The sequence below is a fragment of the Pseudomonas sp. R151218B TE3479 genome, assembly GCF_053629195.1.
Genome location: NZ_JBRJHV010000001.1, coordinates 1,988,431 through 2,014,597, shown reverse-complemented (window position 1 = coordinate 2,014,597; position 26,167 = coordinate 1,988,431). Strand labels below are relative to the sequence as shown.

The window sequence follows — 26,167 nt, the reverse complement described above, 5'->3', positions numbered from 1 at the left end:
TTCATCGTGGCGAGGGAGCTTGCCCCCGCTGGTCTGCGAAGCAGACCCTGTCTATCAGGGCCTTCATGCTTTCGCTGCTGTTGAGATTTTTGCGGCTGCTGCGCAGCCGAGCGGGAGCAAGCTCCCTCGCCACAGAGGTCTGCGAACATAAAAAAAGGCGCGTCATCCGCTTGAATGACACGCCTTTTTTCCGCGGTTGAGGGTCAGCTACCCGCCACCGTCATCCGCTCGATCAGCACCGAGCCGGTGCGAATGTTGCTGCGCAGTTCCAGGTCATTCCCCACGGCCACGATCTGCTTGAACATATCGCGCATGTTCCCGGCGATAGTGACTTCCTGGACCGGGAACTGGATCTCGCCGTTCTCGACCCAGAACCCAGCCGCCCCACGGGAATAGTCACCGGTGACCATATTCAGGCCGTGGCCCATCAGCTCCGTCACCAGCAGGCCCCGCCCCATGCGCCGCAGCAAGGCGGCTTGGTCTTCTTCGCCATGGGTCACGAACAGGTTATGCACGCCACCGGCATTGGCGGTACTCGGCATGCCGAGTTTGCGCCCCGAATAGGTGCCGAGGATATAGGACACCAGCTCGCCCTTTTCCACGAATGGCTTGGCGTAGGTGGCCAGGCCATCGCCATCGAACGCCGAGCTGCCCATGGCCTGCATCAGGTGCGGACGCTCGTCGATGGTCATCCATTCCGGGAACAGTTTCTGGCCCAGCGCGCCTTCGAGGAACGACGACTTGCGGTACAGGTTGCCGCCGGACACCGCAGACAGGAAGCTGCCGAACAGGCCACCAGCCAGCTCGGCAGAAAACAGCACCGGCACCTCGCAGGTCGGCACCGCCCGTGCACCCAGGCGGCTGGCCGCCCGTTGCGCGGCTTTCTGTCCGATGCTCACCGGGTCCGCCAGCAAGGTGCCCTGGCGGTTGACGTCGTACCAGTAATCACGCTGCATCTGGCCGTTGGCTTCGGCGATCATGACGCAACTGAGGCTGTGGCGGGTCGATGCATAACCGCCGATGAAACCGTGGCTGTTGCCGTAGACGCGACAGCCCTGGTGGGTATTGAGCGTCGTACCGTCGGCATTCTTGATTCGCGAGTCGGCATCGAACGCCGCCGCTTCGCAACGCAGTGCCTGTTCGATGGCCTGTTCAGGGGTGATGTCCCAGGCGTGAAACAGGTCGAAGTCTCGCAACTCCTTGCACATCAGCGCGGCATCGGCCAGGCCCGAGGCTTCGTCTTCGGAGGTGTGCTGGGCAATCGCCAGTGCCGCGGCGACGGTTTCACGAATAGCGTCCGGGCCGCTGGCCGACGTGCTGGCCGAGCCTTTGCGCTGGCCCACGTACAAGGTGATGCCAAAGCCCTGGTCGCGATTGAACTCGACGGTTTCCACCTCGCGCTGGCGTACCGACGTCGACAGGCCCTGCTCCAGGGACACCGCCACCTCGCACGCACTGGCGCCTTGTCGCTTGGCCTCGGCGAGGATCTGCTCGACTTGTTCCTGCAGTGCCGGCAATGCCTGCGGGCCGACGCTTTGAACTGCACTCATGGTGTTCTCCACTCAAATTCTGTTTTCGGTGATGGCCATCGAGCGACCGGGCCGGACAAGCGGCCCCCGACTGGTTATCATGGCGGCGTTTCTTTGCGGACTGCCACCATGGTTGATTCTTACGACGACTCCCTCTACGAGGGTGAAAAAAGCAAATCCCAGGTCAAACGCGAGCTGCATGCTCTGGTTGACCTCGGCGAGCGCCTGACAACACTCAAGCCTGACTTGCTGGCCAAACTGCCTTTGACCGACGCCTTGCGTCGGGCCCTGGCCGATGCGCCCAAGCACACCGCGCATATCGCGCGTAAACGGCACCTGCAATTCATCGGCAAACTGATGCGCGATCAGGACACTGACGCCATCCTGGTGCTGCTCGATCAACTCGATGCCTCCACCCGGCAGTACAACGAACGCTTCCACAACCTGGAGCGCTGGCGCGATCGCTTGATCGCAGGCGACGACGGCGTGCTGGAAAAATTCGTCATCGACTACCCGGAGGCCGATCGCCAGCAATTGCGCTCCCTGATCCGTCAGGCCCAGCACGAACTGGCGCAGAACAAGCCACCGGCCTCGAGCCGTAAAATCTTCAAGTACATCCGTGAGCTGGACGAGACTCAACGCGGCTTGCGCTGATCACCCACTGGCTCACCAATCCCTCGCTGGGTAGCAATTACTGTGGCGAGGGAGCTTGCTCCCGCTGGGCTACGCAGTAGCCCCAATGCGGTCGCTGCGCAACCGAGCGGAAGCAAGCTCCCTCGCCATAATGATTCATGCAAGCCCCTACAGATGTTCATGCGCCCGTGCCACCCACGGTAATCGCATCGATCTTCAGGGTCGGCTGACCCACGCCAACCGGCACCGATTGTCCGTCCTTGCCGCACGTGCCCACCCCGCTGTCCAGCGCCAGGTCGTTGCCGACCATCGACACCTTGCTCATCGCCTCCGGCCCGTTGCCGATCAGCGTCGCGCCCTTGACCGGTGCGGTGATCTTGCCGTCCTCGATCAGGTAGGCCTCGCTGGTGGAGAACACGAACTTGCCGCTGGTGATGTCCACCTGACCGCCGCCGAGGTTGGCGCAATAGATGCCTTTTTTCACCGAGGCGATGATTTCCGCCGGGTCGCTTTGGCCACCCAGCATGTAGGTGTTGGTCATGCGTGGCATCGGCAGGTGCGCATAGGACTCACGACGGCCGTTGCCGGTGCGGGCCACGCCCATCAACCGGGCGTTGAGCTTGTCCTGCATGTAGCCCTTGAGCACCCCGTTTTCGATCAACGTGGTGCATTCGGTTGGCGTGCCTTCATCGTCGACGCTGAGGGAGCCACGACGTCCGGCCAGGGTGCCGTCATCGACAATGGTGCAGAGTTTCGAAGCGACCATTTCCCCCATGCGCCCGCTGTAGGCCGAACTGCCCTTGCGGTTGAAGTCGCCTTCCAGGCCATGGCCTACCGCTTCGTGCAGCAGCACACCGGACCAGCCGGAGCCGAGCACCACCGGCAACGTGCCGGCCGGGGCCGGGATGGCTTCCAGGTTGACCAGGGCCTGGCGCAACGCTTCGCGGGCGTAGCCCATGGCCCGGTCTTCACTGAGGAAATAACGGTAATCGGTGCGCCCGCCGCCGCCATGGCCGCCGCGCTCACGGCGACCGTTCTGTTCGACGATCACACTGACGTTGAAGCGCACCAGCGGCCGTACGTCCGCCGCCAGGCCGCCGTCGGTGGAAGCCACCAGGATCCGCTCCCAGACCCCGGCCATGCTGACCGACACCTGCTGGATGCGCGGGTCGAGGGCGCGGGTGGCGACGTCAATGCGCTTGAGCAATTCGACTTTCTCGGCGCGGCTCATGACTTCCAGCGGGTTGTCCGGGGCATAGAGTCGCGCCACGTCCTGGCTGCTGAACGCCTGGACCGTGCCATTCTGCCCGGCGCGGGAGATCGAACGGGCCGCACGGGCCGCAGCGCCAAGGGCTTCGAGGGTGATCGCGTTGCTGTAGGCAAAACCGGTCTTTTCCCCGGACTGGGCACGCACGCCCACACCCTGGTCGAGGTTGAAACTGCCTTCCTTGACGATGCCGTCTTCCAGCGACCAGGACTCGGAAATCTGGCCTTGGAAATACAGGTCGGCGGCATCGATGCCCGGGCCGGCCAGGTCGCCCAGCACGCCTTGCAGGCTTTCAAGCGTCACGCCGCCAGGGGCTAAAAGGTGTTCACTGACTGAGGATAACAACCCGCTCATATGTTTTACGCCTTGAATTCGTCGTCTTGGACAGGCCGCTGTCGAGCGCCCTGCGAGAAAAAGCGCCGATGGCTGGCCACCGGCATGCGCGCCCGGATGGACGCTTGTTCGCTGCTGTCGCGCTCGGCCACCAGCACGGCCTCGCCTTGATCCTGTTGTGCCAGCACGCGGCCCCACGGGTCGACAATCGCGGCATGGCCAAAGGTTTCCCGAGGCCCCGGATGCACGCCACCCTGGGCGGCCGCCAGCACGTAGCACTGGGTCTCGATGGCCCGGGCGCGGATCAGCACGTCCCAATGGGCCGCGCCGGTCACCGCGGTAAACGCCGACGGTGCCGTGATCAGTTCGGCCCCGGCCGCCCTCAGCTCGCTGTAGAGCTCCGGGAACCGCAAGTCATAACAAACCGTCAGGCCCACCCGGCCGACGGGGGTATCGGCAACCACCACGTTGGCACCATAAGCGTAGTCATCCGACTCGCGATAGCGCCCGCGATTGTCCGCCACATCCACATCGAACAGATGCAGCTTGTCGTAGCGCGCCACAATCTGGCCCTGGTCGTCGACCAGCAACGAACAGGCATGGGACCTGGCCTCGGGCTGGTCCACCGGCGGCAACGGCAGCGTGCCGGCCACAATCCATAACTTGAGGTCACGGGCGACCTGTTTCAACCACGGCAGGATCGGTCCCTGACCAAAGGCTTCGGCACGGCCGATATCGGCAATGTCCCGTCGCCCCATCGCCGCGAAATTCTCCGGCAGCACCGCCAGCCTCGCGCCGCCGGCGGCAGCCTGCTCCAGCAGCACCCGGGCACGGGCCAGGTTGGCGAGCACATCACTTTGGCTGACCATTTGAATCACGGCGACTGGCATGGTGCCTCCCTCATTTTTTGCATCATTCCCTGTGGGAGCGAGCTTGCTCGCGATAGCGCAAGATCAGCAAAGGAAATATGACTGGTACACCGCTATCGCGAGCAAGCTCGCTCCCACGGGGGTTATCCATCGTCTGTCAGAACGGTTTGTCGAAAGTGATCTTCGGCTCTTTCCACGGCCCCTTGACGTCGTATCTTACGCTGGCAAAACGCGCCACGCGGTCGCCGATCAGTTTGTCGATCAGAAACAGCGCCCCGCCCACCGCCGGTGCACCGACGATCAGTGCGGCGATCGGCAGGTTGTTGGTCACCGGCAACGTCACCAGCAGCTTGGCGTCGACGCGGTCGGCCACCATGTCCAGCGTACCGTTGAGTTCCAGGTTGCTCGACGGCCCGGTCAGGGTAATGGGCTCGCGGGTCACGTACACCCCGTCGCTCGCCACCAGCAGCCCCTTGACCCGGTCGTAGCTCAAGCCCTTGCCGAACAGGTCGGAGAAGTCCAGGCGCAAGCGTCGGCCGATGGAGTTGAAGTTCAGCAGGCCAAATACCCGCAACGCCTGGGCGCTGCCTTCGACTTCGACGAACTGGCCCTTGGTCAACGACGCGTCGAGGCTGCCGGAAAAGCGTTTGGTGGCGACCCACGCCGGCGAACCGGGCCAGCGACCATCGACATCCAGGCGGAATGCCTGGCTGGTCACGCTCGGCGCAAACCCCCAGCCCTTGAGCACATCGCCCAGGTTCTTGCCGCCGATCCGTCCCTTGTACCAGCTGCTGGTGGCGCCCGGCGTACCTTCCCAGCCGCCGCTGCCGTTCAACACCATGCCCTTGAGGCCCATATCCAGGTTGTTCAGCGCGATGCCTTTGGCGGTCGGTCGCACTTGCAACGACCACGCGCCGATGAGGTCAGGGCCCTGGAACAATTGGTCGATGGCGATATCCATCGCCGGGATCTTGCCGGGGTCGACCGACACCAACGGGTCCGGCGCGTTTTCATCTGCCTGGACCGTCGGGTCCGTAGCCGGCAGGCGAACGTAGTCAAGCTTGATGCCAATCGGTGCGGCCTTGGCGTCCGGCAGGTTGACATTGCCCTTGGCCTGCTGGCTGCCAAGCCGCAAGGCCCAGGCGTCCGGCTTGCGATCCAGTTGCACCGACGCCTGGTCCAGGGTGGTGCCCATGGCCGTGAGCTTGCCGACGGTCAGATCGACGCTGCTGAGCAGTTGCTTGGCACTGCCGCCCGGATCCTGGCCGGCATACTTGTTCACCAGGTCCTGCCAGGGACTTACGTCCAGCTCCGACAACGTGCCCCGCAGTCGCAGCCCCTTGGCCCCAGGCAGCACCGCATCGCCGGCGCCCAGCAGCAATTCGCCACGACCGTCGGCGACCTTCCCGCTCGGCGCGGCGTAGGTAAAGCTGGCCAGGTCACCATAATCGATCCAATACCGCCGTTCCGGCCCCTGCAGGGTCATGCGAAACACCGTGTCACGTCCGACGTCGGCGGCCATGCCGAAGGGGGCCGGCAGGTCGACGGCCACGCCCTTGAGGCTGGAGCTGACCGACAACTGGCTGTCGGCGCCGTCGAGGATCACTTGCAATTGGTAGGGCACGACACCCGATACCGGCAACGGTTGGGTGACGTTCAGCCAACTGGTGAGCTTCTTGACCTCCACCTGCCCGGATGCAGCGACCCGCGTGTTGAGCGCACCGGCACGGCCCTCGGCGAAAATCTGCGCGGTCACGGGCCGGTCGAATGCCCGGGCGCTGATGCCCTTGCCACTCAGGCCCTTGTCGCTGTCGAAGCGGAAATCGCCTTTGAGCTGGGTCAGTTCCAGCGCCGGCTCGCTGAGTTTGAGACGAGCCTGGTCGGTGGCGAAGTCCACCAGGATCTTCGGTTGCTCGCCTTTGACCAGCGGGATATCCAGCTTCACGCTGCCTTTCAGGTCGCCCTCGCCTTCCCAGCCGGCGAACGTCTCGGCGGTCCCGATCGGTGCGGTCTGGAGGATTTTCAAACCGTCGCCCAGCCCACCGGTGAACCCGCCGTCCAGCAGCAGATGAGAGCTCTGGCCGGTCGGTACATGGGGAATGTTCACCGAAACATCCTTGACCTGGGTATCGAGCAACTGCCCCTGGCTGGCATAGATGCGCACGCCGCTGTCTTCGACGAAGACATCGCCGCTGACCTTGCTGACCGAAGGCCAGCCCGGCTGGAACGCCAGTTCGGCGTCATGCACCTTGAAAAACAGGCTGATGCTGCGCGCCGCGTCCCCGGCACCGTGATTGAGCGAGCCTTGATACTGGAAAAAGCCTTCGTCCACCGCGCCCTTGACGATGGCCGTGCGCAGCCACTCATCCAGCGCCGGACTGAGGACCGCCGGCAGGTACTTGGCGGTGTAGCGCCCATCACCGTCCACCAGGCCGACCCGCAGGTCCATATAGTCTTCCTGGCTGTGGTCCAAATGCAGGCGAATCAGGAAGTCGCCGGCAATCCGGCCCTCCTCGCCCAGCACCTTCAGGTACGGCGCGATCAGGGTGAAGCTTTGCTTGTCGAGCTTCCAGGTCAGCCGGGCATTGGCCTGCAGGTACTGCCAGGGCTTGGCGAAGATCGGGTCCAGGTGCAGGGAAAAATCCTTGCTGTCCATGCGCAGCTCGCCGCCGCCCAGGTCGCCGCTCAGGCTCCCGGAGACGTTGCGCGCCGCCGGAGCGCCGCGATAGGCATCAAAGCCGACGGTGTCCAGGTTGGTGGCGAAGCTGACTTTCTGGTCACCGGAGTTCTGCGGCCGGTAGTCCAGCAGCACGTTGCGCAGGCCACCGGTCACCTTGAGCCGGTCAATCGTCGTGGCCAGGCCTTCAGGCAACGGTGCCAGGGCATTGAGCAAAGGCGTAAGTGGGGTCAGGTCGAGGCGGTCGGCCTGCAGGTGCCAACGCTCCTCGGCCTGCTCGGTGGCGGCGGTTTGTTGCAGTTGCAGGCGCGATTCCCAGCGAGTCTCGCCCAGGTTCATCGCCAGGGAATCGAAGGTCGCGGTGAACCCTTGGCTACCGCGCTGGAAATAAGCGTTGAGGGCCAAGTTGTGAATCTGTACCGGCTTGCGTTCGCCGTAGGCACCCTGGAGTTGCGGCGCGTTCAGGCGCATGGCTGCGCTTTGCACCGTGCCCTCGCCCCAACTGAGCCAGAACTCACCGCCGGCCTGGATCCGGGAGAAATTCCATTGCTGGGTCAGGCGTTTCGGCAGCCATTTGGACCAGTCGCTTTGCGGCAGGCTCAAGTAGGCGTCGGCCTGGCCGTTCCTCCAGTCGCTGGCACGCAGGCGAGTGCGCAGGTTGATCGCCACCGGCTGCCCGTCAGGCAGGGTCAGGCGTGCATCCAGGCGCTGGCGAGTGGCGCCGGTACGCAGGCTCAAGCCAACGTAGGTCAGGGTCAGCGGTGGTTGCTCGACGGGTTGCAAGGTCACCTGGCTATCGAGCACCGAGAGCTTGGAGACCACTTGCATGCGTTCGAGCAGTTGCTGCGGATCGAGGGGCTGTTCGTCCTTCACCGGCAGGCCTTCCAAAGCCCACTTGCCGTCGGCGCCTTCCTTGAGGCTGATCTTCAGGCCACTGACTTGCAGGTGGGCGATGCGCACCTGACGCGCCAGCAGGCTGCCCCACAGGTCAGGCACGGCCCGCACCTGGTCCAGATGCAAGGCGTTGGGGCCCTCGCCGACCACCACGTCGCGCGCCGCCAGGATCGGCGCCAACGCGTCCCAACTGCCGTCGAGGCTGCCGATGTGCACCGGCATGCCCAAGGCGGCACCCGCGCGGGTCTCGACCTCGGCGCGGTATTCGGCCACCAGCGGGACCAGCTCGCGACCGAGGCTGACGTACAACGCCAGCAACACCAGCAACAGGGCGCAAAGCCCCAGCCCCCAACGGGTCAGCGTCGCGATCAAGCGTGTCAGACGCTCCATGTCAGTGAGCTCCCCTGGCAAAGGCAATCAAATCCGCGGGACCGCCGCTTCCCAAGCTCTTCAGAGCAACACCACGTCGTATTGTTCCTGGGAATACATGGTTTCGACCTGGAAACGAATCGTGCGTCCGATAAACGCTTCCAATTCCGCGACATTGCCTGACTCCTCGTCGAGCAGGCGATCCACCACTTTCTGGTTCGCCAACACTCTATAGCCGGTCGCCTGGTAGGCGCGCGCCTCCCGGAGGATTTCCCGGAAGATTTCGTAACACACGGTTTCCGGGGTCTTGAGCTTGCCGCGCCCCTGGCAACTACTGCACGGCTCGCACAGCACCTGCTCGAGGCTTTCGCGGGTGCGCTTGCGGGTCATCTGCACCAGGCCCAGTTCGGTGATCCCGATGATGTTGGTCTTGGCGTGATCGCGTTCGAGTTGTTTTTCCAGGGTCCGCAGCACCTGGCGCTGGTGCTCTTCATCTTCCATGTCGATGAAGTCGATGATGATGATCCCGCCCAGGTTGCGCAGGCGCAGCTGGCGGGCAATCGCCGTGGCAGCTTCCAGGTTGGTCTTGAAGATGGTTTCTTCCAGGTTGCGATGGCCGACGAACGCCCCGGTGTTGACGTCGATGGTGCTCATGGCTTCGGCCGGATCGACCACCAGGTAACCGCCGGACTTGAGCGGCACCTTGCGCTCCAGGGCTTTCTGGATTTCGTCCTCGACCCCGTACAGGTCGAAAATCGGCCGCTCGCCAGGGTAATGTTCCAGGCGATCGGCGATTTCCGGCATCAGTTCGGCGACGAACTGCGTGGTTTTCTGGAAGGTCTCCCGGGAGTCGATGCGGATTTTCTCGATCTTGGGGCTGACCAGGTCGCGCAAGGTCCGCAATGCCAGACCCAGGTCTTCGTAGATCACGCTGGGGGTGGCGATGGTCTTGATCTGCGCGGCGATCTGGTCCCAAAGCCTTCGCAGGTAGCGGATGTCCATGAGAATCTCATCGGCCCCGGCCCCTTCGGCGGCGGTGCGCAGAATGAACCCGCCGGCTTCCTTGATGCCTTCTTTTTCCACGCAGTCGCTGACCACCTGCTTGAGGCGCTCGCGCTCGGCTTCGTCTTCGATCTTCAGGGAAATGCCGACGTGGGCGGTGCGCGGCATGTACACCAGGTAGCGCGACGGAATCGACAGTTGCGTGGTCAGGCGGGCGCCCTTGGAGCCGATGGGGTCTTTGGTGACCTGCACCACCAGGCTCTGGCCTTCATGCACCAGCGCGCTGATGCTCTCCACGGCTGGCCCTTCGCGCATGGAAATTTCCGACGCATGGATGAACGCCGCGCGGTCCAGGCCGATGTCGACGAAGGCCGCCTGCATGCCCGGCAGCACTCGCACCACCTTGCCCTTGTAGATATTGCCAACGATGCCACGCTTTTGCGTGCGCTCGACGTGGACCTCTTGCAGCACACCGTTTTCAACCACCGCCACGCGCGATTCCATCGGCGTGATGTTGATCAGGATCTCTTCACTCATGGCAGGGTCTCGTTCAGGCATGTTCACGATAATGGCCGCATCAAGTCAGACGGCGCTCAGCGCGCGCTCAAGGTTTGCCAACAGGGTATGCCGAAATGGCCCAGCAGTTCTGCGGTTTCGCACAGGGGCAGGCCGACCACGGCTGAATAACTGCCTTCGAGGCCGGCGACGAACACCGCGCCCAGCCCTTGAATACCATAGCTGCCGGCCTTGTCCCGGGGTTCGCCGCTGGCCCAATAGGCCGTCGCTTCCTGTTCGGTGATGGGGCGAAAACGCACTTGGCTGCGCACCACCCGGGATTCGCAGCGCGAGCCGTCCAGCACGGCAATGGCGGTCAGCACTTCATGGTCGCGACCGGACAGGCTCAGCAGCATGGACAAGGCGTCAGCCTGATCCACTGGCTTGCCGAGAATCCGCCCCTCCAGCACCACAGCGGTGTCCGCACCGAGCACGCAGCCATCCACACCGGTGTCCAGGGCCCGTCGCCCCGCCTCGGCCTTGCCGCGCGCCAGGCGCTCGACATAAGCCGAGGGGGTTTCGTGATCCAGGGGTGTTTCATCGATGTCCGCACCGATGGCGGTAAAGGGTACGCCGATCTGCGTGAGCAGCTCACGCCGACGCGGCGAGCCTGAGGCGAGGTAAAGCGGTTTCATCAAGACATCTCCCTATCAAGGCCAATGCCTGACCGAATCAGTTGATTTTGAAACGCAGGCGCAGGCCACGCAAACCGAAGCTGACCCATGGCCAGAGCAAGGCGCTGACCAGGGCTGGCAAGACCAGCGCCAGGGTTGGCTGGCGATTGCCGGTCAGCGCGCTGAGCCACAGCTGCACCAGTTGCGCCAGGCCGAAGATCACCAGAATCACCAGGCACTGCTGCCACATGGGGAACATCCGCAGGCGTTGTTGCAGCGACAGCACCAGGAAGGTGATCAACGTCAGGATCAACGCGTTCTGCCCCAGCAGCGTGCCGTAAAGCACGTCCTCGGCCAGGCCCAGGCACCAGGCGGTGACCATGCCGACCTTGTGGGGCAAGGCCAGCGCCCAGAAGGCCAGCAACAGGGCCAGCCACAGGGGGCGCAGGATTTCCATGAACTGCGGCAGCGGCGAAACGCTGAGCAACAGGCCGATGGCGAAGGTCAGCCAGACCATCCAGCCGTTACCGGATTGGGTACTGCTCATTCTTCTCGTGCTCCCCTGGTGGCTGGCGCGGAGGCCGGCGTGGAGGCTGGCGGTTTGGCGGCAGGCCGGGCCGGCTGAGCAGGCTGCGCGGCGGGCGCGTGGGTGGCCGACCGGGTCGGTTTCGCAGCAGGCGCGGCCGGTGCGGCCGTTGGCGTTGTTGCCGGAGCCGCCGGAGTCGCCGGAGTTGCCGGAGCCGGTGTAGCCACTTGCGGTTTGGGCACGATTGCAGGAACTGCCGCCGGGGCAGCCGACTCGCCGCCCTGTCGGTCCTGGGCTTCCTGGGCAGCCGCGGCTTCGTTGGCGCGCTCCTCGGGTGTCCGGGTGTCGCTGAATACCAGCAGCAGGTAGCGGCTGCGATTCAGCGCCGCCGTCGGCACCGCGCGCACAATGGCGAACGGCTGGCCGGAATCATGGATGACTTCCTTGACCGTCGCCACCGGATACCCGGCCGGGAAACGCTGGCCGAGGCCGGAGCTGACCAGCAGGTCGCCTTCCTTGATATCGGCGGTATCGGCCACGTGCCGCAGCTCCAGGCGCTCCGGGTTGCCGGTGCCACTGGCGATCGCCCGCAGGCCGTTGCGGTTGACCTGCACCGGAATGCTGTGGGTGGTATCGGTCAGCAACAGCACGCGAGACGTATAGGGCATCAACTCCACCACCTGACCCATCAGGCCCCGGGCATCGAGCACCGGTTGGCCGAGGACCACACCGTCGCGCTCGCCCTTGTTGATCAGGATGCGGTGGGTGAAGGGGTTGGGGTCCATGCCGATCAACTCGGCCACTTCGACCTTCTCGTTGACCAGCGCGGAGGAGTTGAGCAACTCGCGCAGCCGCACGTTCTGCTCGGTGAGGGCCGCCAGCTTCTGCATGCGCCCCTGCAACAGCAGGTTTTCGGTCTTGAGTTTTTCGTTTTCGGCGACCAGTTCGGTCCGGCTGCCAAATTGGCTGGCGACACCTTGCCACAAGCGCTGCGGCAGATCGGTGATCCAATAGGACTCCATCAACACCAGCGACATCTGGCTGCGTACAGGCTTGAGCAGCGTGAAGCGGGCATCGACCACCATCAGCGCGACCGATAGCACGGTCAGCACCAGCAGGCGCACGCCCAATGAGGGGCCTTTGGCGAAAAGCGGTTTAATAGGCCGCTCCTCCCAGGCAAATGTTTTCTTTATTCATACGGCATCAAACCGGCCTGGATACGAATGACAGAAGATAAACGCCAACGGGCAGCACTGCAAAGTGCTGCCCGAGAGCGAACAACATAGACCACTGCGCCAGACTTATTCGCTGGAGAGCAGGTCCATGGTGTGCTTGTCCATCATTTCCAATGCACGGCCACCGCCGCGGGCAACGCAGGTCAACGGGTCTTCGGCAACGATCACCGGCAGGCCGGTTTCCTGGGCCAACAACTTGTCGAGGTCACGCAACAGCGCGCCACCACCGGTCAGCACCAGGCCACGCTCGGCGATGTCCGACGCCAGCTCCGGCGGCGACTGTTCCAGGGCGCTCTTGACGGCCTGGACGATGGTCGCCAGCGACTCTTGCAGCGCTTCGAGCACTTCGTTGGAATTGAGGGTAAAGGCCCGTGGAACGCCTTCAGCCAGGTTGCGACCGCGCACGTCGACTTCTCGCACTTCACCGCCCGGGTAGGCCGTACCGATTTCCTGCTTGATACGCTCGGCGGTGGATTCGCCGATCAGGCTACCGTAGTTGCGACGCACATAAGTGATGATCGCTTCGTCGAAACGGTCGCCGCCCACACGTACGGATTCGGCGTAGACCACACCGTTGAGGGAGATCAGCGCGATTTCGGTGGTACCGCCACCGATGTCGACGACCATCGAGCCGCGGGCTTCTTCCACCGGCAGGCCGGCACCGATGGCAGCGGCCATGGGTTCTTCGATCAGGAACACTTCACGGGCACCGGCACCGAGGGCCGACTCACGGATAGCGCGACGCTCTACCTGGGTGGACTTGCACGGAACGCAGATCAGCACACGAGGGCTGGGCTGCAGAAAGCTGTTTTCGTGAACCTTGTTGATGAAGTACTGCAGCATCTTTTCGCAGACGCTGAAGTCGGCGATCACGCCGTCCTTCATTGGGCGAATGGCCGCGATGTTGCCCGGTGTACGGCCCAGCATGCGCTTGGCTTCCGTACCGACAGCCACGACACTCTTCTGGTTACCGTGGGTGCGGATGGCCACGACCGAGGGTTCATTCAGGACGATACCGCGCTCGCGCACGTAAATAAGGGTGTTGGCAGTGCCCAGGTCGATGGAAAGATCGCTGGAAAACATGCCACGCAGTTTCTTGAACATGGGAAAGGGACCCTAGGCAACGCGTGGGTAAAAAAGTGCGGCAAACTCTAACAACGACAGGGATTTTGGGCAAGGCGCCAATATGTTAAATTGGCCGCTTTTCTGTGCACCAAACCCCACAATCGCGGCCGTAAGACCGTAGAAATGCGGTAGTGTTCCGACAATCTAACACACGGACAGACTGCGTCCGTTTTGTTTTCCACTGGAGAATCCCATGGCGCTTGAACGCTCCGACGTGGAAAAAATCGCTCATCTGGCCTGTCTGGGCCTCAATGAAGCCGATCTTCCACACATTACTTCTGCCCTGAACAGCATTCTGGGGCTGGTCGACGAGATGCAGGCGGTCGACACCGACGGTATCGAACCGCTGGCCCACCCACTGGAAGCCAGCCAGCGCCTGCGCGCCGACGTCGTGACCGAGTCCAATCACCGCGAGGCCTACCAGTCCATCGCACCAGCGGTCGAAAACGGCCTGTACCTGGTTCCGAAAGTCATCGACTAAAGGGAAAGAGCCTCTCATGCATCACATGACCCTGGCCGAGATCGCCCGCGGACTCGCCGATAAAAAGTTTTCCTCCGAAGAGCTGACCCAGGTCCTGCTGGCGCGCATCGCCCAGCTCGACCCGCAGCTCAACAGCTTCATCAGCCTCACCCAGGAACTGGCCCTGAGCCAGGCCAAGGCCGCCGACGCCCGCCGCGCCAACGGTGAAACCGGCGCCCTGCTCGGTGCGCCGATTGCCCACAAGGACTTGTTCTGCACCCAGGGCATCCGCACCAGTTGCGGCTCGAAGATGCTCGACAACTTCAAGGCCCCGTACGATGCCACCGTGGTCGCCAAGCTGGCCGCCGCCGGCACCGTGACCCTGGGCAAGACCAACATGGACGAATTCGCCATGGGCTCGGCCAACGAGTCGAGCTACTACGGCGCGGTGAAGAACCCGTGGCACCTGGAACACGTACCCGGCGGCTCGTCCGGCGGTTCCGCCGCCGCCGTGGCCGCGCGCCTGTTGCCGGCCGCCACCGCCACCGACACCGGCGGCTCGATCCGCCAGCCAGCGGCGTTCACCAACCTCACCGGCCTCAAGCCGACCTACGGTCGCGTCTCGCGCTGGGGCATGATCGCCTACGCCTCCAGCCTCGACCAGGGCGGCCCGCTCGCGCGCACCGCCGAAGACTGCGCGATCCTGCTGCAAGGCATGGCCGGCTTCGACCCGAACGACTCCACCAGCATCGATGAGCCCGTGCCGGACTACAGCGCCAGCCTCAACGGCTCGCTGCAAGGACTGCGCATCGGCGTGCCGAAGGAATACTTCAGCGCCGGCCTCGACCCGCGCATCGCCGAGCTGGTCCACAACAGTGTCAAAGAGCTGGAGAAGCTCGGCGCGGTCATCAAGGAAATCAGCCTGCCGAACATGCAGCACGCGATTCCGGCGTACTACGTGATCGCCCCGGCGGAAGCGTCCTCGAACCTGTCGCGCTTCGACGGTGTGCGCTTCGGCTATCGCTGCGAGAACCCGGAAAACCTGATCGACCTGTACAAGCGCTCCCGTGGCGAAGGCTTCGGTGCCGAAGTGCAGCGCCGGATCATGGTCGGCGCCTATGCGCTGTCCGCCGGCTACTACGATGCCTACTACCTCAAGGCGCAGAAAATCCGCCGCCTGGTGAAGAACGATTTCATGGCCGCCTTCAACGAGGTCGACATCATCCTCGGCCCGACCACGCCGAACCCGGCCTGGAAGCTCGGCGCCAAGAACAGCGACCCGGTCGCCGAGTACCTGGAAGACGTCTACACCATCACCGCCAACCTCGCCGGCTTGCCGGGCCTGTCCATGCCGGCCGGCTTCGTCGATGGCCTGCCGGTGGGCGTGCAACTGCTCGCGCCGTATTTCCAGGAAGGCCGCCTGCTCAACGTGGCTCACCAGTATCAGTTGAACACTGACTGGCACACCCGCACCCCAACCGGCTTCTGAGGAGAAACACATGCAATGGGAAGTCGTGATCGGGCTGGAGATTCATACCCAGCTCACCACCCGGTCGAAAATCTTTTCCGGTAGCTCCACCACATTCGGCTCCGAGCCCAACACCCAGGCCAGCCTGGTCGACCTGGGCATGCCCGGCGTGCTGCCAGTGCTCAACGCCGAAGCCGTGCGCATGGCAGTGATGTTCGGCCTGGCGATTGACGCCGAGATCGGCCAGCACAACGTGTTCGCCCGCAAGAACTACTTCTACCCGGACCTGCCCAAGGGCTACCAGATCAGCCAGATGGAACTGCCGATCGTCGGCAAGGGCCACCTGGACATCGCCCTGGAAGACGGCACGGTCAAGCGTGTCGGCATCACCCGGGCGCACCTGGAAGAGGACGCCGGCAAGAGCCTGCACGAAGAATTCAACGGCGCCACCGGCATCGACCTGAACCGTGCCGGCACGCCGCTGCTGGAGATCGTCTCCGAGCCAGACATGCGCAGCGCCAAGGAAGCCGTGGCCTACGTCAAGGCGATCCACGCACTGGTGCGCTACCTGGGCATCTGCGACGGCAACATGGCCGAAGGCTCGCTGCGCTGCGACTGCAACGTGTCGATCCGGCCCAAGGGCCAGGTCGAGTTCGGCACCCGCTGCGAAATCAAGAACGTCAACTCGTTCCGCTTCATCGAGAAGGCGATCAACAGCGAGATCCAGCGCCAGATCGAACTGATCGAGGACGGCGGCAAGGTTATCCAGCAAACCCGCCTGTATGACCCGAACAAGGACGAGACCCGTCCGATGCGCAGCAAGGAAGAAGCCAACGACTACCGTTACTTCCCCGACCCGGACCTGCTGCCGGTGGTCATCGAGGACTCGTTCCTCAATGACGTGCGCGCCACCCTGCCGGAGCTGCCGCCGCAGAAACGTGAGCGCTTCCAGGCGCAGTTCGGCCTGTCGAGCTATGACGCCAACGTCCTGGCCACCAGCCGTGAACAGGCCGATTACTTCGAAAAAGTCGTGAGCATCGGCGGCGACGCCAAGCTGGCGGCCAACTGGGTGATGGTCGAGTTGGGCAGCCTGTTGAACAAGCAAGGCCTGGAAATCGATGAGTCGCCGGTCTCGGCCGAGCAACTGGGCGGCATGCTGGTGCGGATCAAGGACAACACCATTTCCGGCAAGATCGCCAAGATGGTGTTCGAAGCCATGGCCAATGGTGAGGGCAGCGCCGACGAGATCATCGAGAAGCGCGGCTTGAAGCAGGTCACCGACACCGGCGCCATTTCCGCCGTGCTCGATGAAATGCTCGCGGCCAACGCCGAGCAGGTCGAACAATACCGTGCGGCAGACGAAGCCAAGCGCGGCAAGATGTTCGGCTTCTTCGTCGGCCAGGCCATGAAAGCCTCCAAGGGCAAGGCCAACCCGCAGCAGGTCAACGAATTGCTCAAAAGCAAGCTCGAGGGCTGATGGACATGGAGCCAGCCTTGCTGTCTGGCTCAATTCCCTGTGGGAGCGGGCTTACTCCCGCTGGGCTGCGCAGCAACCCCCTGTATCTGGCAGCAGATTGTTGGGGGCCGCTTCGCGCCCCAGCGGGAGCAAGCTCCCTCGCCACAACGCATTCCACAACCACATTGATGTGGGAATCCCCTACATGAAGCGTCTCCTCGGCGCCTGCGCCCTGCTGTCCCTGCTGGCCGGTTGCGCCAGCCAGAGCGGGACGGTCGATCCACACGGCTACGACCAGACCGGCGTCGCCTCTTATTACGGTGCCAGGCACCATGGCAAACGCACCGCCAGCGGCGAGCGTTTCGACCAGCGCGGCCTGACCGCCGCCCATCGCCAGTTGCCGTTCGGCACACGGGTGAAAATCACCAACCTGGGCAACAATAACAGCGTGGTGGTGCGCATCAACGACCGTGGCCCATACTCCCGAGGCCGTTTGATCGACGTGTCCCGCGAAGCCGCCGAGCGACTGGGCATGTTGCGCAGCGGCACCGCACGGGTGCGCGTGCAAGCCCTCGACGATTGATAGACGGAGCCCGGCCATTTCCCTACTCACCGCCCTACCGCTGCTCAGCCTGATCGAATTGTTCGGCGCCCTGCTGTTGCTGATCGGCGGCGCCGAACTGCTGGTGCGCGCCGCCGTGGGCCTGGCGGCACGCTTGCAGGTACGACCGCTGATCATTGGCCTGACCGTCGTCGCCTTCGGCAGCAGCGCGCCGCAAATGGCCGTCAGCCTGCAGGCGACCCTGGCACAGAACGCCGACATCGCCGTGGGCAGCGTGATCGGCAGCGGCATCTTCAACATCCTCGTCACCCTTGGGCTGTCGGCGTTGATCATTCCGTTGCGCGTCTCGCGCCAACTGGTGCGCCTGGACATCCCGCTGATGATCGGTGCCAGCCTGCTGGTGTTCGTGCTGGCCTGGAATGAAGAACTGACCCGGTTGGACGGCGTTTGGCTTCTGCTGGCCCTGGCGGTGTACCTCGGGCTGTTGCTGCGCCAGTCACGGCATTCGGGGCGACCGCACCCGATGGGGGGCGACGTGGCCCAGCTGTCCTGGATCAAGAGTGTGTTGATGATCGCGTCGGGCCTGGCGATGCTGGTTTTCGCCGGGCACCTGTTGCTGGGGGCGGCGGTGGAAGTGGCGACGGACCTCGGGCTCTCGGAACGCATCATCGGCCTGACCATCGTCGCCATCAGCACCTCGCTGCCGGAACTCGCCACGTCGCTGATCGCCGCCTTGCGGGGCCAGCGGGACATCGCGGTGGGCAACGTGATCGGCAGCAACCTGTTCAACCTGCTGGGCGTGCTGGGGGTCACCGCCCTCTCCGCGCCCATGCCTCTGTCGGTCTCGCCGAACGCCCTGGATTTCGACCTGCCGGTGATGCTCGGCGTGGCGGTGCTGTGCCTGCCGGTGTTCTATTCCGGTTATCGCGTCACCCGCGCCGAAGGCTTGTTGTTCCTGGGCTTGTACCTGGCCTACGGGCTGCACGTGGTGTCGTTCACCACCGGCATGCCCCTGGCCGGCCAACTGGAACGGCTGATGCTGTTCTATGTGCTGCCGGCCCTGCTCGCGTTTTTGCTGTTCACCTCCGTGCGCGCCTGGCGCCGCCAACACCACAAGAGGGATTTGCCATGACCGACACTCCAAAGACCGGCCTGGACATGCGTCGCCAGGTCATGGGCGACGCATTCGTTGACCGCGCCCTGGGCAACGCCACCGAGTTCACCCAGCCGTTGCAGGACTTCGTCAACGAACATGCCTGGGGCAGTGTCTGGCAGCGCAAGGGGCTACCGCTGAAGACCCGCAGCCTGATCACCCTCGCCGCCCTCACCGCCCTCAAGTGCCCGCAGGAACTCAAAGGCCATGTGCGCGGCGCGCTGAACAACGGCTGCACGGTGGAAGAAATTCGCGAAGCGTTGCTGCATTGCGCAGTGTATGCCGGCGTACCGGCGGCGATCGATGCGTTTCGGGCGGCGCAGGAAGTGATCGATAGTTATCAAAAACCGGAGTGACCGTTAGATCGCTATCGCGAGCAAGCTCGCTCCCACAGGGGGCATGGGGGAATTTGAATGCATCTGCAAACCACTGTGGGAGCGAGCTTGCTCGCGATTGGCCCTCCAGAACACCGCAAGCCCAAGCCTAGATCCACCCACCCCACTGCAACACAAAGATCCCCAGGTTGGTGGTAATCGCCGCCATCAAGGTGGTGATCACGATGATCGCCGCCGCCAGTTCATGGTTGCCATCGGCCGCCCGGGCCATGACGAAGCTGGCGGCGGCGGTGGGACTGCCGAAGTACAGGAACAGAATCCCCAGTTCCGCCCCGCGAAAGCCCCAGAGCCAGGCACCGAGGGTGGCCACCAGGGGCAGGCCGACCATTTTCACCAGGCTCGAACTCAGGGCCATCTTGCCGCTCTTGCGCAGGGCCGCCAGCGATAGCGTGCCGCCGATGCAAATCAGCGCCAGGGGCAAGGTCATCTGCGACAGGTACTTGGCCGAGGTCTCGAACCAGTTCGGCACGCCGATCTGCCAATAGGCGAACGGCGCGGCGACGATCACGCTGATGATCAGCGGATTGCTGATCACGCTTTTGCAGATGCTCCACGGATCGGACTTGATCACCGGGCTGTAGACCGCCAGCACGATGGTCGACAAGGTGTTGTAGAACAGGATCACCAGTGCCGCAAGAATCGCTCCCAGGGAAATCCCGTAGTCGCCATACATGCTCGCCGCCAGCGCCAGACCGATGACCCCGTTGTTGCCGCGAAACGCACCTTGGGTGTAGATGCCGCGATCTTCCCGCGGGCAACGCCAGATCGCCCAGCCCCAGGCCATCGCAAAGCTCACCAGGGTGGCGATAGAGAAGTAGATCAGCAGGTCAGGCTGCAACGCCGCGTGCAGGTCGGCATGGAGGATGCCGAGGAACAACAGCGCCGGCATGGTGACGTTGAACACCAGGGACGAGGCGATGTGGATGAAGTTGTCGTTGATCCAGTCGATGCGCTTGAGCAACACCCCCAGAAACAGCATGGCGAACACCGGCGCGGTGACGTTCAGGGTTTCGAGGAAAATTGCCAGCATGCCGGGGGACCTTGAGAAGGGTGTGTCGTTAGGTGGCTAATGATAAGCCACTCACGACACTGGCGTCTGGTGAAGTGCTATCGCGAGCACGCTCGCGTCCCTATTTTTTTGGTGAACACAGAACCTGCATTCACCACAAATCCCCTGTGGGAGCGAGCTTGCTCGCGATAGCGGTGTTTCAGCTTGCACTGGTATCGAATGTGCCGCCGCTATCGCGAGCAAGCTCGCTCCCACATTGGTTCTTCAGGGGTCAACAGATCAGGTAATCGGCGCCGGGTTGAACAACGTGATGTCGTTGTACAGCTTGTGCCGCTCAGCCCAGGTCTGCTCCTTGCCGCTGGCCACGTCCAGGTAGTAGTGGAACAGCTCCCAGCCCAACTCTTCGATGGTCGCCCGTCCGGTGGCGATCCGGCCGGCATCGATGTCGATCAGGTCCGGCCAGCGCTGGGCCAGTTCGGTGCGGGTCGAGACCTTCACCACTGGGGCCATGGCCAAGCCGTACGGCGTGCCACGACCAGTGGTGAAGACGTGCAGGTTCATCCCCGCCGCCAGTTGCAACGTGCCGCAGACAAAATCGCTGGCCGGTGTGGCGCAGAAGATCAGGCCCTTTTGCTTGAAGCGCTCGCCCGGGCCGAGCACGCCGTTGATCGCGCTGCTGCCAGACTTGACGATCGAGCCCAGGGATTTTTCGACGATGTTCGACAGCCCGCCCTTCTTGTTGCCCGGCGTGGTGTTGGCACTGCGATCAGCCTCGCCCTTGGCCAGGTAGCGGTCGTACCAGTCCATTTCCCGCACCAGCTCCTGGGCAACTTCCCGGGTTTGCGCCCGGGAGGTCAGCAGGTAGATCGCATCGCGCACTTCGGTGACTTCGGAAAACATCACCGTCGCTCCCGCTCGCAGCAACAGGTCCGAGGCATAACCCAGCGCCGGGTTGGCGGTGATGCCGGAAAACGCATCGCTGCCGCCGCACTGCATGCCCAGGATCAGCTCCGAGGCCGGCACGGTTTCGCGACGGCGCAGGTCGAGTTTCTTCAGGCGGGTCTCGGCCAATTCCATGATCTGCTCGATCATTTCGGTGAAACCGTGACTGGAATCCTGCAAGCGATACAACCACGGCTCGCTGAGGTCCACCGAACTGTCGCCCTCATGCATCACCTGCCCAGCCTGCAATTTCTCGCAGCCCAGGCTGATCACCAATGCCTCGCCTCCCAGGTTCGGGTTGCGTGCCAGGTTGCGCACGGTACGGATCGGGATGTACGCATCGGTGGCGGTGATCGCCACGCCACAGCCATAGCTGTGGGTCAGCGCCACCACGTCATCGACGTTCGGGTACTTGGGCAGCAATTCGTCCTTGATGCGCTTGACCGCATGGTCCAGCACCCCGGTCACGCACTGCACCGTGGTGGTGATACCGAGGATGTTGCGCGTGCCGACGGTGCCGTCAGCGTTGCGATACCCCTCGAAGGTGTAACCCTCCAGCGGCGCATCGGCCACCGGCACGTCGGTGGACAGCGGCAAGCTGTCCAGCGGCGGCGCGGTGGGCATGCGCAGCTGGTCTTCCTTGACCCAACTGCCACGAGGAATCGGTTGCAGCGCGTAGCCAATGACCTGGCCGTAGCGAATCACCTCGCCGCCCTCGGGAATATCTTCCAGGGTGACCTTGTGGCTCTGCGGTACAAAGTCCACGGTAACCAGGCCGTCCGGGAACTCGGTCCCGGCCGGTAAGCCCTGGTCATTGACGACGATCACCACATTGTCCCGCTCATGCAGGCGGATGTAACGGGGCGAATCGGCATGTTCAATCAGTTGCATTGACGCCGCTCCTTCAGGATTTCGCTTCAGACAGGCTGGAGATGCCGGCATCCTTGGCCGTCGGTTCCTTGAGGACCACACGCTTGATCGGCCCTACGATGACCAGGTAACTGAACACCGCCACCAGCGCGTTGCAACCGACGAACACCAGTGCCCACTTGAAAGAACCGGTGGCGCTGATGATGTAGCCGATGACGATTGGCGTGGTGATCGATGCCAGGTTGCCAAAGGTGTTGAACAGGCCACCGCTCAAGCCGGCGATCTGTTTTGGCGACGTGTCGGACACCACGGCCCAGCCCAGCGCACCAACGCCTTTACCGAAGAAGGCCAGGGCCATGAAGCCCACCACCATCCATTCGATGTCGACGTAGTTGCACGCCACAATGCTGCTGGACACCAGCAGGCCGGCGATGATCGGCGCTTTGCGAGCGAAGGTCAGCGAGTGGCCCTTGCGCAGCAGATAGTCGGAAATCACCCCGCCCAGCACGCCGCCGATGAAACCGCAGATCGCCGGCAAGGACGCGATGAAACCGGCCTTGAGGATGGTCATGCCGCGTTCCTGCACCAGGTACACCGGGAACCAGGTCAGGAAGAAGTACGTGATGCCGTTGATGCAGTACTGGCCCAGATAGACACCGAGCATCATGCGGTTGGTCAACAGTTGGCGGATGTAATCCCACTTTGGACCGTCGGTTTTCTTATTCTTGCCTTTGTCCTGGTCCATATCGACCATCGCGCCATTGGCGGCGATGTGATTGAACTCGGCTTCGTTGATCATCGGGTGCTGGCGCGGGCTGTAGATCACTTTCAGCCAGATCAGCGAGAACACGATGCCGATCACGCCCATCACGATGAACACGTGCTGCCAGCCGAAGCGGTAGACGATCCAGCCCATCAGCGGTGCGAACAGCACGGTGGCGAAATACTGCGCCGAGTTGAAGATCGCCGAGGCGGTGCCGCGTTCCGCAGTGGGGAACCAGGCGGCGACGATCCGTGCGTTGCCCGGGAAGGATGGCGCTTCGGCCAGCCCGACCAAGAAGCGCAGCATGAACAGCGCAACCACGGCCGTGGACATGCCGAATTCACCCACATAGCCTTGCAGCACGGTGAACAACGACCAGGTGAAGATGCTCAAGGCATAGATTTTCTTTGACCCGAAACGGTCGAGCAGCCAGCCGCCAGGAATCTGCCCGGCCACGTAGGCCCAGCCGAAAGCGGAGAAGATATAACCGAGGGTGACGGCATCGATGCCGAGGTCTTTTTGCAGGCTGGAACCTGCGATGGCGATGGTGGCACGGTCGGCATAGTTGATCGTCGTCACCAGAAACAGCATGAGCAGGATCAAATAGCGGACGTGTGTCGGCTTGGTCGCTTGCATGTAGATGTACTCCCACTATTTATTTTTATGCGGGTAAATGTCGTGTATGCCCTTGTAGGAGCTGCCGAGTGCAACGAGGCTGCGATCTTTCCCCAGACAATTGAGTCATGAGCGAACACCTCACAAATCAAGGTCAAAAGATCGCAGCCTTCGGCAGCTCCTACAGGGGTTCTGCGGTGTTTCAGGAGCCGATGTAAGAAGTTTTAACCACGGTGTAGAACTCTTGCGCGTAGCGACCTTGCTCACGCGAACCATAGGACGAGCCTTTGCGCCCGCCGAACGGCACGTGGTAATCCACGCCAGCGGTCGGCAGGTTGACCATCACCATGCCCGCCTGGGAATGACGTTTGAAGTGGTTGGCGTACTTCAGCGATGTGGTGGCGATACCGGCGGACAGACCGAACTCGGTGTCGTTGGCCATGGCCAGCGCTGCCTCGTAGTCGGCCACGCGCACGACGTTGGCCACTGGGCCGAAGATCTCTTCGCGGCTGATGCGCATCGACGCTTCGCTGTCGGCGAACAGGGTCGGCGCCAGGAAGTAACCTTCGGTGTCGCATGTCACCAAACCACCACCGCTCACCAGCCGCGCGCCTTCGCTCTGGCCGATGTCGATGTACTTCAAATCCTGGTTGAGCTGGGCTTCGGAAACGACCGGGCCGATGTCGGTGCCGGCCTTCAACGCATGACCGACCTTGATCGATTGCATGCGCTCGGCCATGGCCGCAACGAACTTATCGTGGATGCCGGCGGTGACGATCAGGCGACTGGAGGCCGTGCAACGTTGACCGGTGGAGTAGAACGCGCTCTGCACCGCCAGTTCCACGGCTTGCTTGAGGTCGGCGTCGTCGAGGATGATCTGCGGGTTCTTGCCGCCCATCTCCAACTGCACCTTGGCCTGGCGCGACACGCAGTTGACCGCGATCTGCCGGCCCACACCCACGGAACCGGTGAAGCTGATGCCGTCGACTTTCGGGCTGTTGACCAACACTTCGCCGACGACGCGGCCGCTGCCCATCACCAGGTTGAACGCACCGGCCGGGAAACCGGCGCGGGAAATGATCTCGGCCAGGGCCCAGGCGCAGCCCGGCACCAGCTCGGCGGGCTTGATCACCACGCAGTTGCCGTAGGCCAGGGCCGGGGCGATCTTCCACGCGGGGATGGCGATCGGGAAGTTCCACGGGGTGATCAGGCCGACCACACCGAGGGCTTCACGGGTGACTTCGACGTTGACGCCTGGGCGCACTGACGGCACGTAATCGCCCGACAGGCGCAGGCATTCACCGGCGAAGAATTTGAAGATGTTGCCGGCGCGGGTCACTTCGCCGATGGCTTCAGGCAGGGTCTTGCCCTCTTCCCGGGCCAGCAGTTGGCCGAGTTCTTCGCGGCGGGCGAGGATCTCGCTGCCGACTTTGTCCAGGGCATCGTGACGGGCCTGGATGCCCGAGGTCGACCAGGCCGGGAAAGCGGCGCGGGCGGCTTCGATGGCGGCATTGACTTGCGCTGCGTCAGCCTTGGCGTATTCACCGATGACATCGGACAGATCAGACGGGTTGATGTTGGTGCAATAGTCGGCACCGGCCACCCACTTACCGTTGATGTAGTTATCGAAACGCTTTGAATCTGCCACGGAGCTACTCCTTCTACAAAAGCTGTCTAGGGACGCAAAGCATCCCTGGTGGCATTCCCACGTGGAGCGCGGGAACGAACAAACCTTACGCAAAAAGCCGCTGATTACTCAGCGGCCTTATCGGGTTTGTTACTGCTTGCCTTGCTTGTCGATCAGCGCGGCCAGGGCTTCGTATTCTTCTGGCAGCAAGTCGGTCAACGGCGTGCGCACAGGGCCCGCGTCATAGCCAACGATCTTCGCGCCGGCCTTGACGATGCTCACCGCGTAACCGGCCTTGCGGTTACGGATGTCCAGGTAAGGCAGGAAGAAGTCGTCGATGATTTTGCCGACGGTCTCGTGATCGTCGCGGGCAATGGCGTGGTAGAAGTCCATCGCGGTTTTCGGGATGAAGTTGAACACCGCCGAGGAGTAGACCGGCACGCCCAGGGCCTTGTAGGCCGCGGCGTAGACTTCAGCGGTCGGCAGGCCGCCCAGGTAGCTGAAACGATCGCCGAGGCGACGACGGATCGACACCATCAGTTCGATATCGCCCAGGCCATCCTTGTAACCGATCAGGTTCGGGCAGCGCTCGGCCAGTTGTTCCAGCTGAGTGGCGTTCAGGCGGCAGACGTTGCGGTTGTACACCACCACGCCGATTTTTACCGATTTGCACACGGCTTCAACGTGGGCGGCAACGCCGTCCTGGCTGGCTTCGGTCAGGTAGTGCGGCAGCAGCAACAAGCCCTTGGCGCCCAGGCGCTCGGCTTCTTGAGCGTATTCGATGGCCTGGCGGGTGGCACCGCCAACACCGGCAAGGATTGGCACGCTGGTGGCGCAGGTATCGACGGCGGTCTTGATAACCTGCGAATACTCGCTAGCGGCCAGGGAGAAGAATTCACCGGTGCCGCCCGCTGCGAACAATGCAGAGGCGCCATACGGGGCCAGCCACTCGAGGCGCTTGATGTAGCTGTCGCGATTGAAATCGCCTTGGGCAGTGAAATCGGTGACCGGGAACGACAGCAGGCCAGACGAGAGGATGGACTTCAGTTCTTGTGGATTCATTATTCGAACACCCTGGGACGCAAAATGTGTATGAGATGGTTAAGCTTCGGCCAGAAGTTGTAGGTCATCGTACAACTTAAAATGTAGACGTCAACTGTATTTCGTCCTTTGTCAGGTGTGAGGGCATGGAGGTTGGTCGCGAAGCCTTGTAAATCGG

The 26,167-nt window shown here is 63.0% G+C and carries 21 protein-coding genes; 7 read left to right on the top strand and 14 right to left on the bottom strand.

The window, feature by feature from the left end:
- Positions 1 to 203: 203 nt before the first annotated feature.
- A complete protein-coding gene (pmbA, locus tag AB7M32_RS08855) occupies positions 204 to 1,550 on the bottom strand; it encodes a metalloprotease PmbA (RefSeq protein ID WP_454249681.1) in 1,347 nt (448 codons plus the stop codon).
- Positions 1,551 to 1,658: 108 nt separating this feature from the next.
- Between pmbA and yjgA the strand changes: the two genes are divergently transcribed.
- A complete protein-coding gene (gene yjgA / locus AB7M32_RS08850) occupies positions 1,659 to 2,183 on the top strand; it encodes a ribosome biogenesis factor YjgA (RefSeq protein WP_072410857.1) in 525 nt (174 codons plus the stop codon).
- A 157-nt stretch (positions 2,184 to 2,340) separates the two neighbouring features.
- Here the strand turns inward: yjgA and tldD are convergent, their stop codons facing one another.
- The 8 genes from tldD to mreB all read right to left on the bottom strand — a co-directional run bounded on the left by tldD (position 2,341) and on the right by mreB (position 13,607).
- Positions 2,341 to 3,783: a metalloprotease TldD gene (gene tldD, locus AB7M32_RS08845; protein WP_030139847.1), complete on the bottom strand. Its 1,443-nt coding sequence runs from the start codon at positions 3,781 to 3,783 to the stop codon at positions 2,341 to 2,343.
- Positions 3,784 to 3,788: 5 nt separating this feature from the next.
- Complete coding sequence (locus tag AB7M32_RS08840) at positions 3,789 to 4,652, bottom strand: carbon-nitrogen hydrolase family protein (RefSeq protein ID WP_060739167.1); 864 nt, start codon at positions 4,650 to 4,652, stop codon at positions 3,789 to 3,791.
- A gap of 136 nt (positions 4,653 to 4,788) precedes the next feature.
- Positions 4,789 to 8,592 (bottom strand): YhdP family protein, encoded by a 3,804-nt coding sequence (locus AB7M32_RS08835; RefSeq protein ID WP_454249680.1) that lies wholly within the window; start codon positions 8,590 to 8,592, stop codon positions 4,789 to 4,791.
- A gap of 60 nt (positions 8,593 to 8,652) precedes the next feature.
- Positions 8,653 to 10,110, bottom strand: a complete 1,458-nt coding sequence (gene rng / locus AB7M32_RS08830) for a ribonuclease G (RefSeq protein ID WP_018613976.1) — start codon at positions 10,108 to 10,110, stop codon at positions 8,653 to 8,655.
- Positions 10,111 to 10,166: 56 nt separating this feature from the next.
- A complete protein-coding gene (locus tag AB7M32_RS08825) occupies positions 10,167 to 10,763 on the bottom strand; it encodes a Maf family protein (RefSeq protein WP_454249679.1) in 597 nt (198 codons plus the stop codon).
- A 37-nt stretch (positions 10,764 to 10,800) separates the two neighbouring features.
- Positions 10,801 to 11,289, bottom strand: a complete 489-nt coding sequence (gene mreD / locus AB7M32_RS08820) for a rod shape-determining protein MreD (RefSeq protein ID WP_003197820.1) — start codon at positions 11,287 to 11,289, stop codon at positions 10,801 to 10,803.
- Positions 11,286 to 12,428, bottom strand: a complete 1,143-nt coding sequence (gene mreC / locus AB7M32_RS08815; protein WP_454252116.1) for a rod shape-determining protein MreC — start codon at positions 12,426 to 12,428, stop codon at positions 11,286 to 11,288. The genes mreD and mreC overlap by 4 nt, the downstream gene beginning before the upstream one ends.
- 141 nt (positions 12,429 to 12,569) lie before the next feature.
- Positions 12,570 to 13,607 (bottom strand): rod shape-determining protein MreB, encoded by a 1,038-nt coding sequence (gene mreB, locus AB7M32_RS08810; protein WP_002555108.1) that lies wholly within the window; start codon positions 13,605 to 13,607, stop codon positions 12,570 to 12,572.
- 214 nt (positions 13,608 to 13,821) lie between these two features.
- Between mreB and gatC the strand changes: the two genes are divergently transcribed.
- The 6 genes from gatC (at position 13,822) to AB7M32_RS08780 (ending at position 19,083) form a co-directional block, all read left to right on the top strand.
- Positions 13,822 to 14,109 (top strand): Asp-tRNA(Asn)/Glu-tRNA(Gln) amidotransferase subunit GatC, encoded by a 288-nt coding sequence (gatC, locus tag AB7M32_RS08805; protein WP_020297123.1) that lies wholly within the window; start codon positions 13,822 to 13,824, stop codon positions 14,107 to 14,109.
- A gap of 16 nt (positions 14,110 to 14,125) precedes the next feature.
- Positions 14,126 to 15,577, top strand: coding sequence for an Asp-tRNA(Asn)/Glu-tRNA(Gln) amidotransferase subunit GatA (gatA, locus tag AB7M32_RS08800; protein WP_454249678.1), 1,452 nt, complete (start codon positions 14,126 to 14,128; stop codon positions 15,575 to 15,577).
- A gap of 10 nt (positions 15,578 to 15,587) precedes the next feature.
- Entirely contained in the window at positions 15,588 to 17,033 is a 1,446-nt protein-coding gene (gene gatB / locus AB7M32_RS08795) for an Asp-tRNA(Asn)/Glu-tRNA(Gln) amidotransferase subunit GatB (RefSeq protein WP_092204993.1), read from the top strand.
- A gap of 184 nt (positions 17,034 to 17,217) precedes the next feature.
- The gene (locus AB7M32_RS08790; RefSeq protein WP_454249677.1) at positions 17,218 to 17,595 is read left to right on the top strand and encodes a septal ring lytic transglycosylase RlpA family protein; all 378 of its coding nucleotides are present in this window, start codon (positions 17,218 to 17,220) and stop codon (positions 17,593 to 17,595) included.
- A gap of 49 nt (positions 17,596 to 17,644) precedes the next feature.
- On the top strand, positions 17,645 to 18,706 hold the full coding sequence (locus AB7M32_RS08785; RefSeq protein WP_454252115.1) for a calcium/sodium antiporter: 1,062 nt from the start codon (positions 17,645 to 17,647) through the stop codon (positions 18,704 to 18,706).
- Positions 18,703 to 19,083: a carboxymuconolactone decarboxylase family protein gene (locus tag AB7M32_RS08780; RefSeq protein WP_454249676.1), complete on the top strand. Its 381-nt coding sequence runs from the start codon at positions 18,703 to 18,705 to the stop codon at positions 19,081 to 19,083. The genes AB7M32_RS08785 and AB7M32_RS08780 overlap by 4 nt, the downstream gene beginning before the upstream one ends.
- 127 nt (positions 19,084 to 19,210) lie before the next feature.
- On the opposite strand, the gene AB7M32_RS08775 is transcribed toward AB7M32_RS08780, so the two are convergent.
- The 5 genes from AB7M32_RS08775 to kdgD all read right to left on the bottom strand — a co-directional run bounded on the left by AB7M32_RS08775 (position 19,211) and on the right by kdgD (position 26,010).
- Positions 19,211 to 20,152, bottom strand: coding sequence for an AEC family transporter (locus tag AB7M32_RS08775; protein WP_454249675.1), 942 nt, complete (start codon positions 20,150 to 20,152; stop codon positions 19,211 to 19,213).
- A 258-nt stretch (positions 20,153 to 20,410) separates the two neighbouring features.
- Positions 20,411 to 21,964, bottom strand: a complete 1,554-nt coding sequence (gene garD / locus AB7M32_RS08770; RefSeq protein ID WP_454249674.1) for a galactarate dehydratase — start codon at positions 21,962 to 21,964, stop codon at positions 20,411 to 20,413.
- A 13-nt stretch (positions 21,965 to 21,977) separates the two neighbouring features.
- Complete coding sequence (locus AB7M32_RS08765) at positions 21,978 to 23,342, bottom strand: MFS transporter (RefSeq protein ID WP_454249673.1); 1,365 nt, start codon at positions 23,340 to 23,342, stop codon at positions 21,978 to 21,980.
- A gap of 181 nt (positions 23,343 to 23,523) precedes the next feature.
- Positions 23,524 to 24,969: an aldehyde dehydrogenase family protein gene (locus AB7M32_RS08760; RefSeq protein ID WP_454249672.1), complete on the bottom strand. Its 1,446-nt coding sequence runs from the start codon at positions 24,967 to 24,969 to the stop codon at positions 23,524 to 23,526.
- A 129-nt stretch (positions 24,970 to 25,098) separates the two neighbouring features.
- Positions 25,099 to 26,010: a 5-dehydro-4-deoxyglucarate dehydratase gene (gene kdgD, locus AB7M32_RS08755; protein ID WP_014336610.1), complete on the bottom strand. Its 912-nt coding sequence runs from the start codon at positions 26,008 to 26,010 to the stop codon at positions 25,099 to 25,101.
- Positions 26,011 to 26,167: the final 157 nt, after the last annotated feature.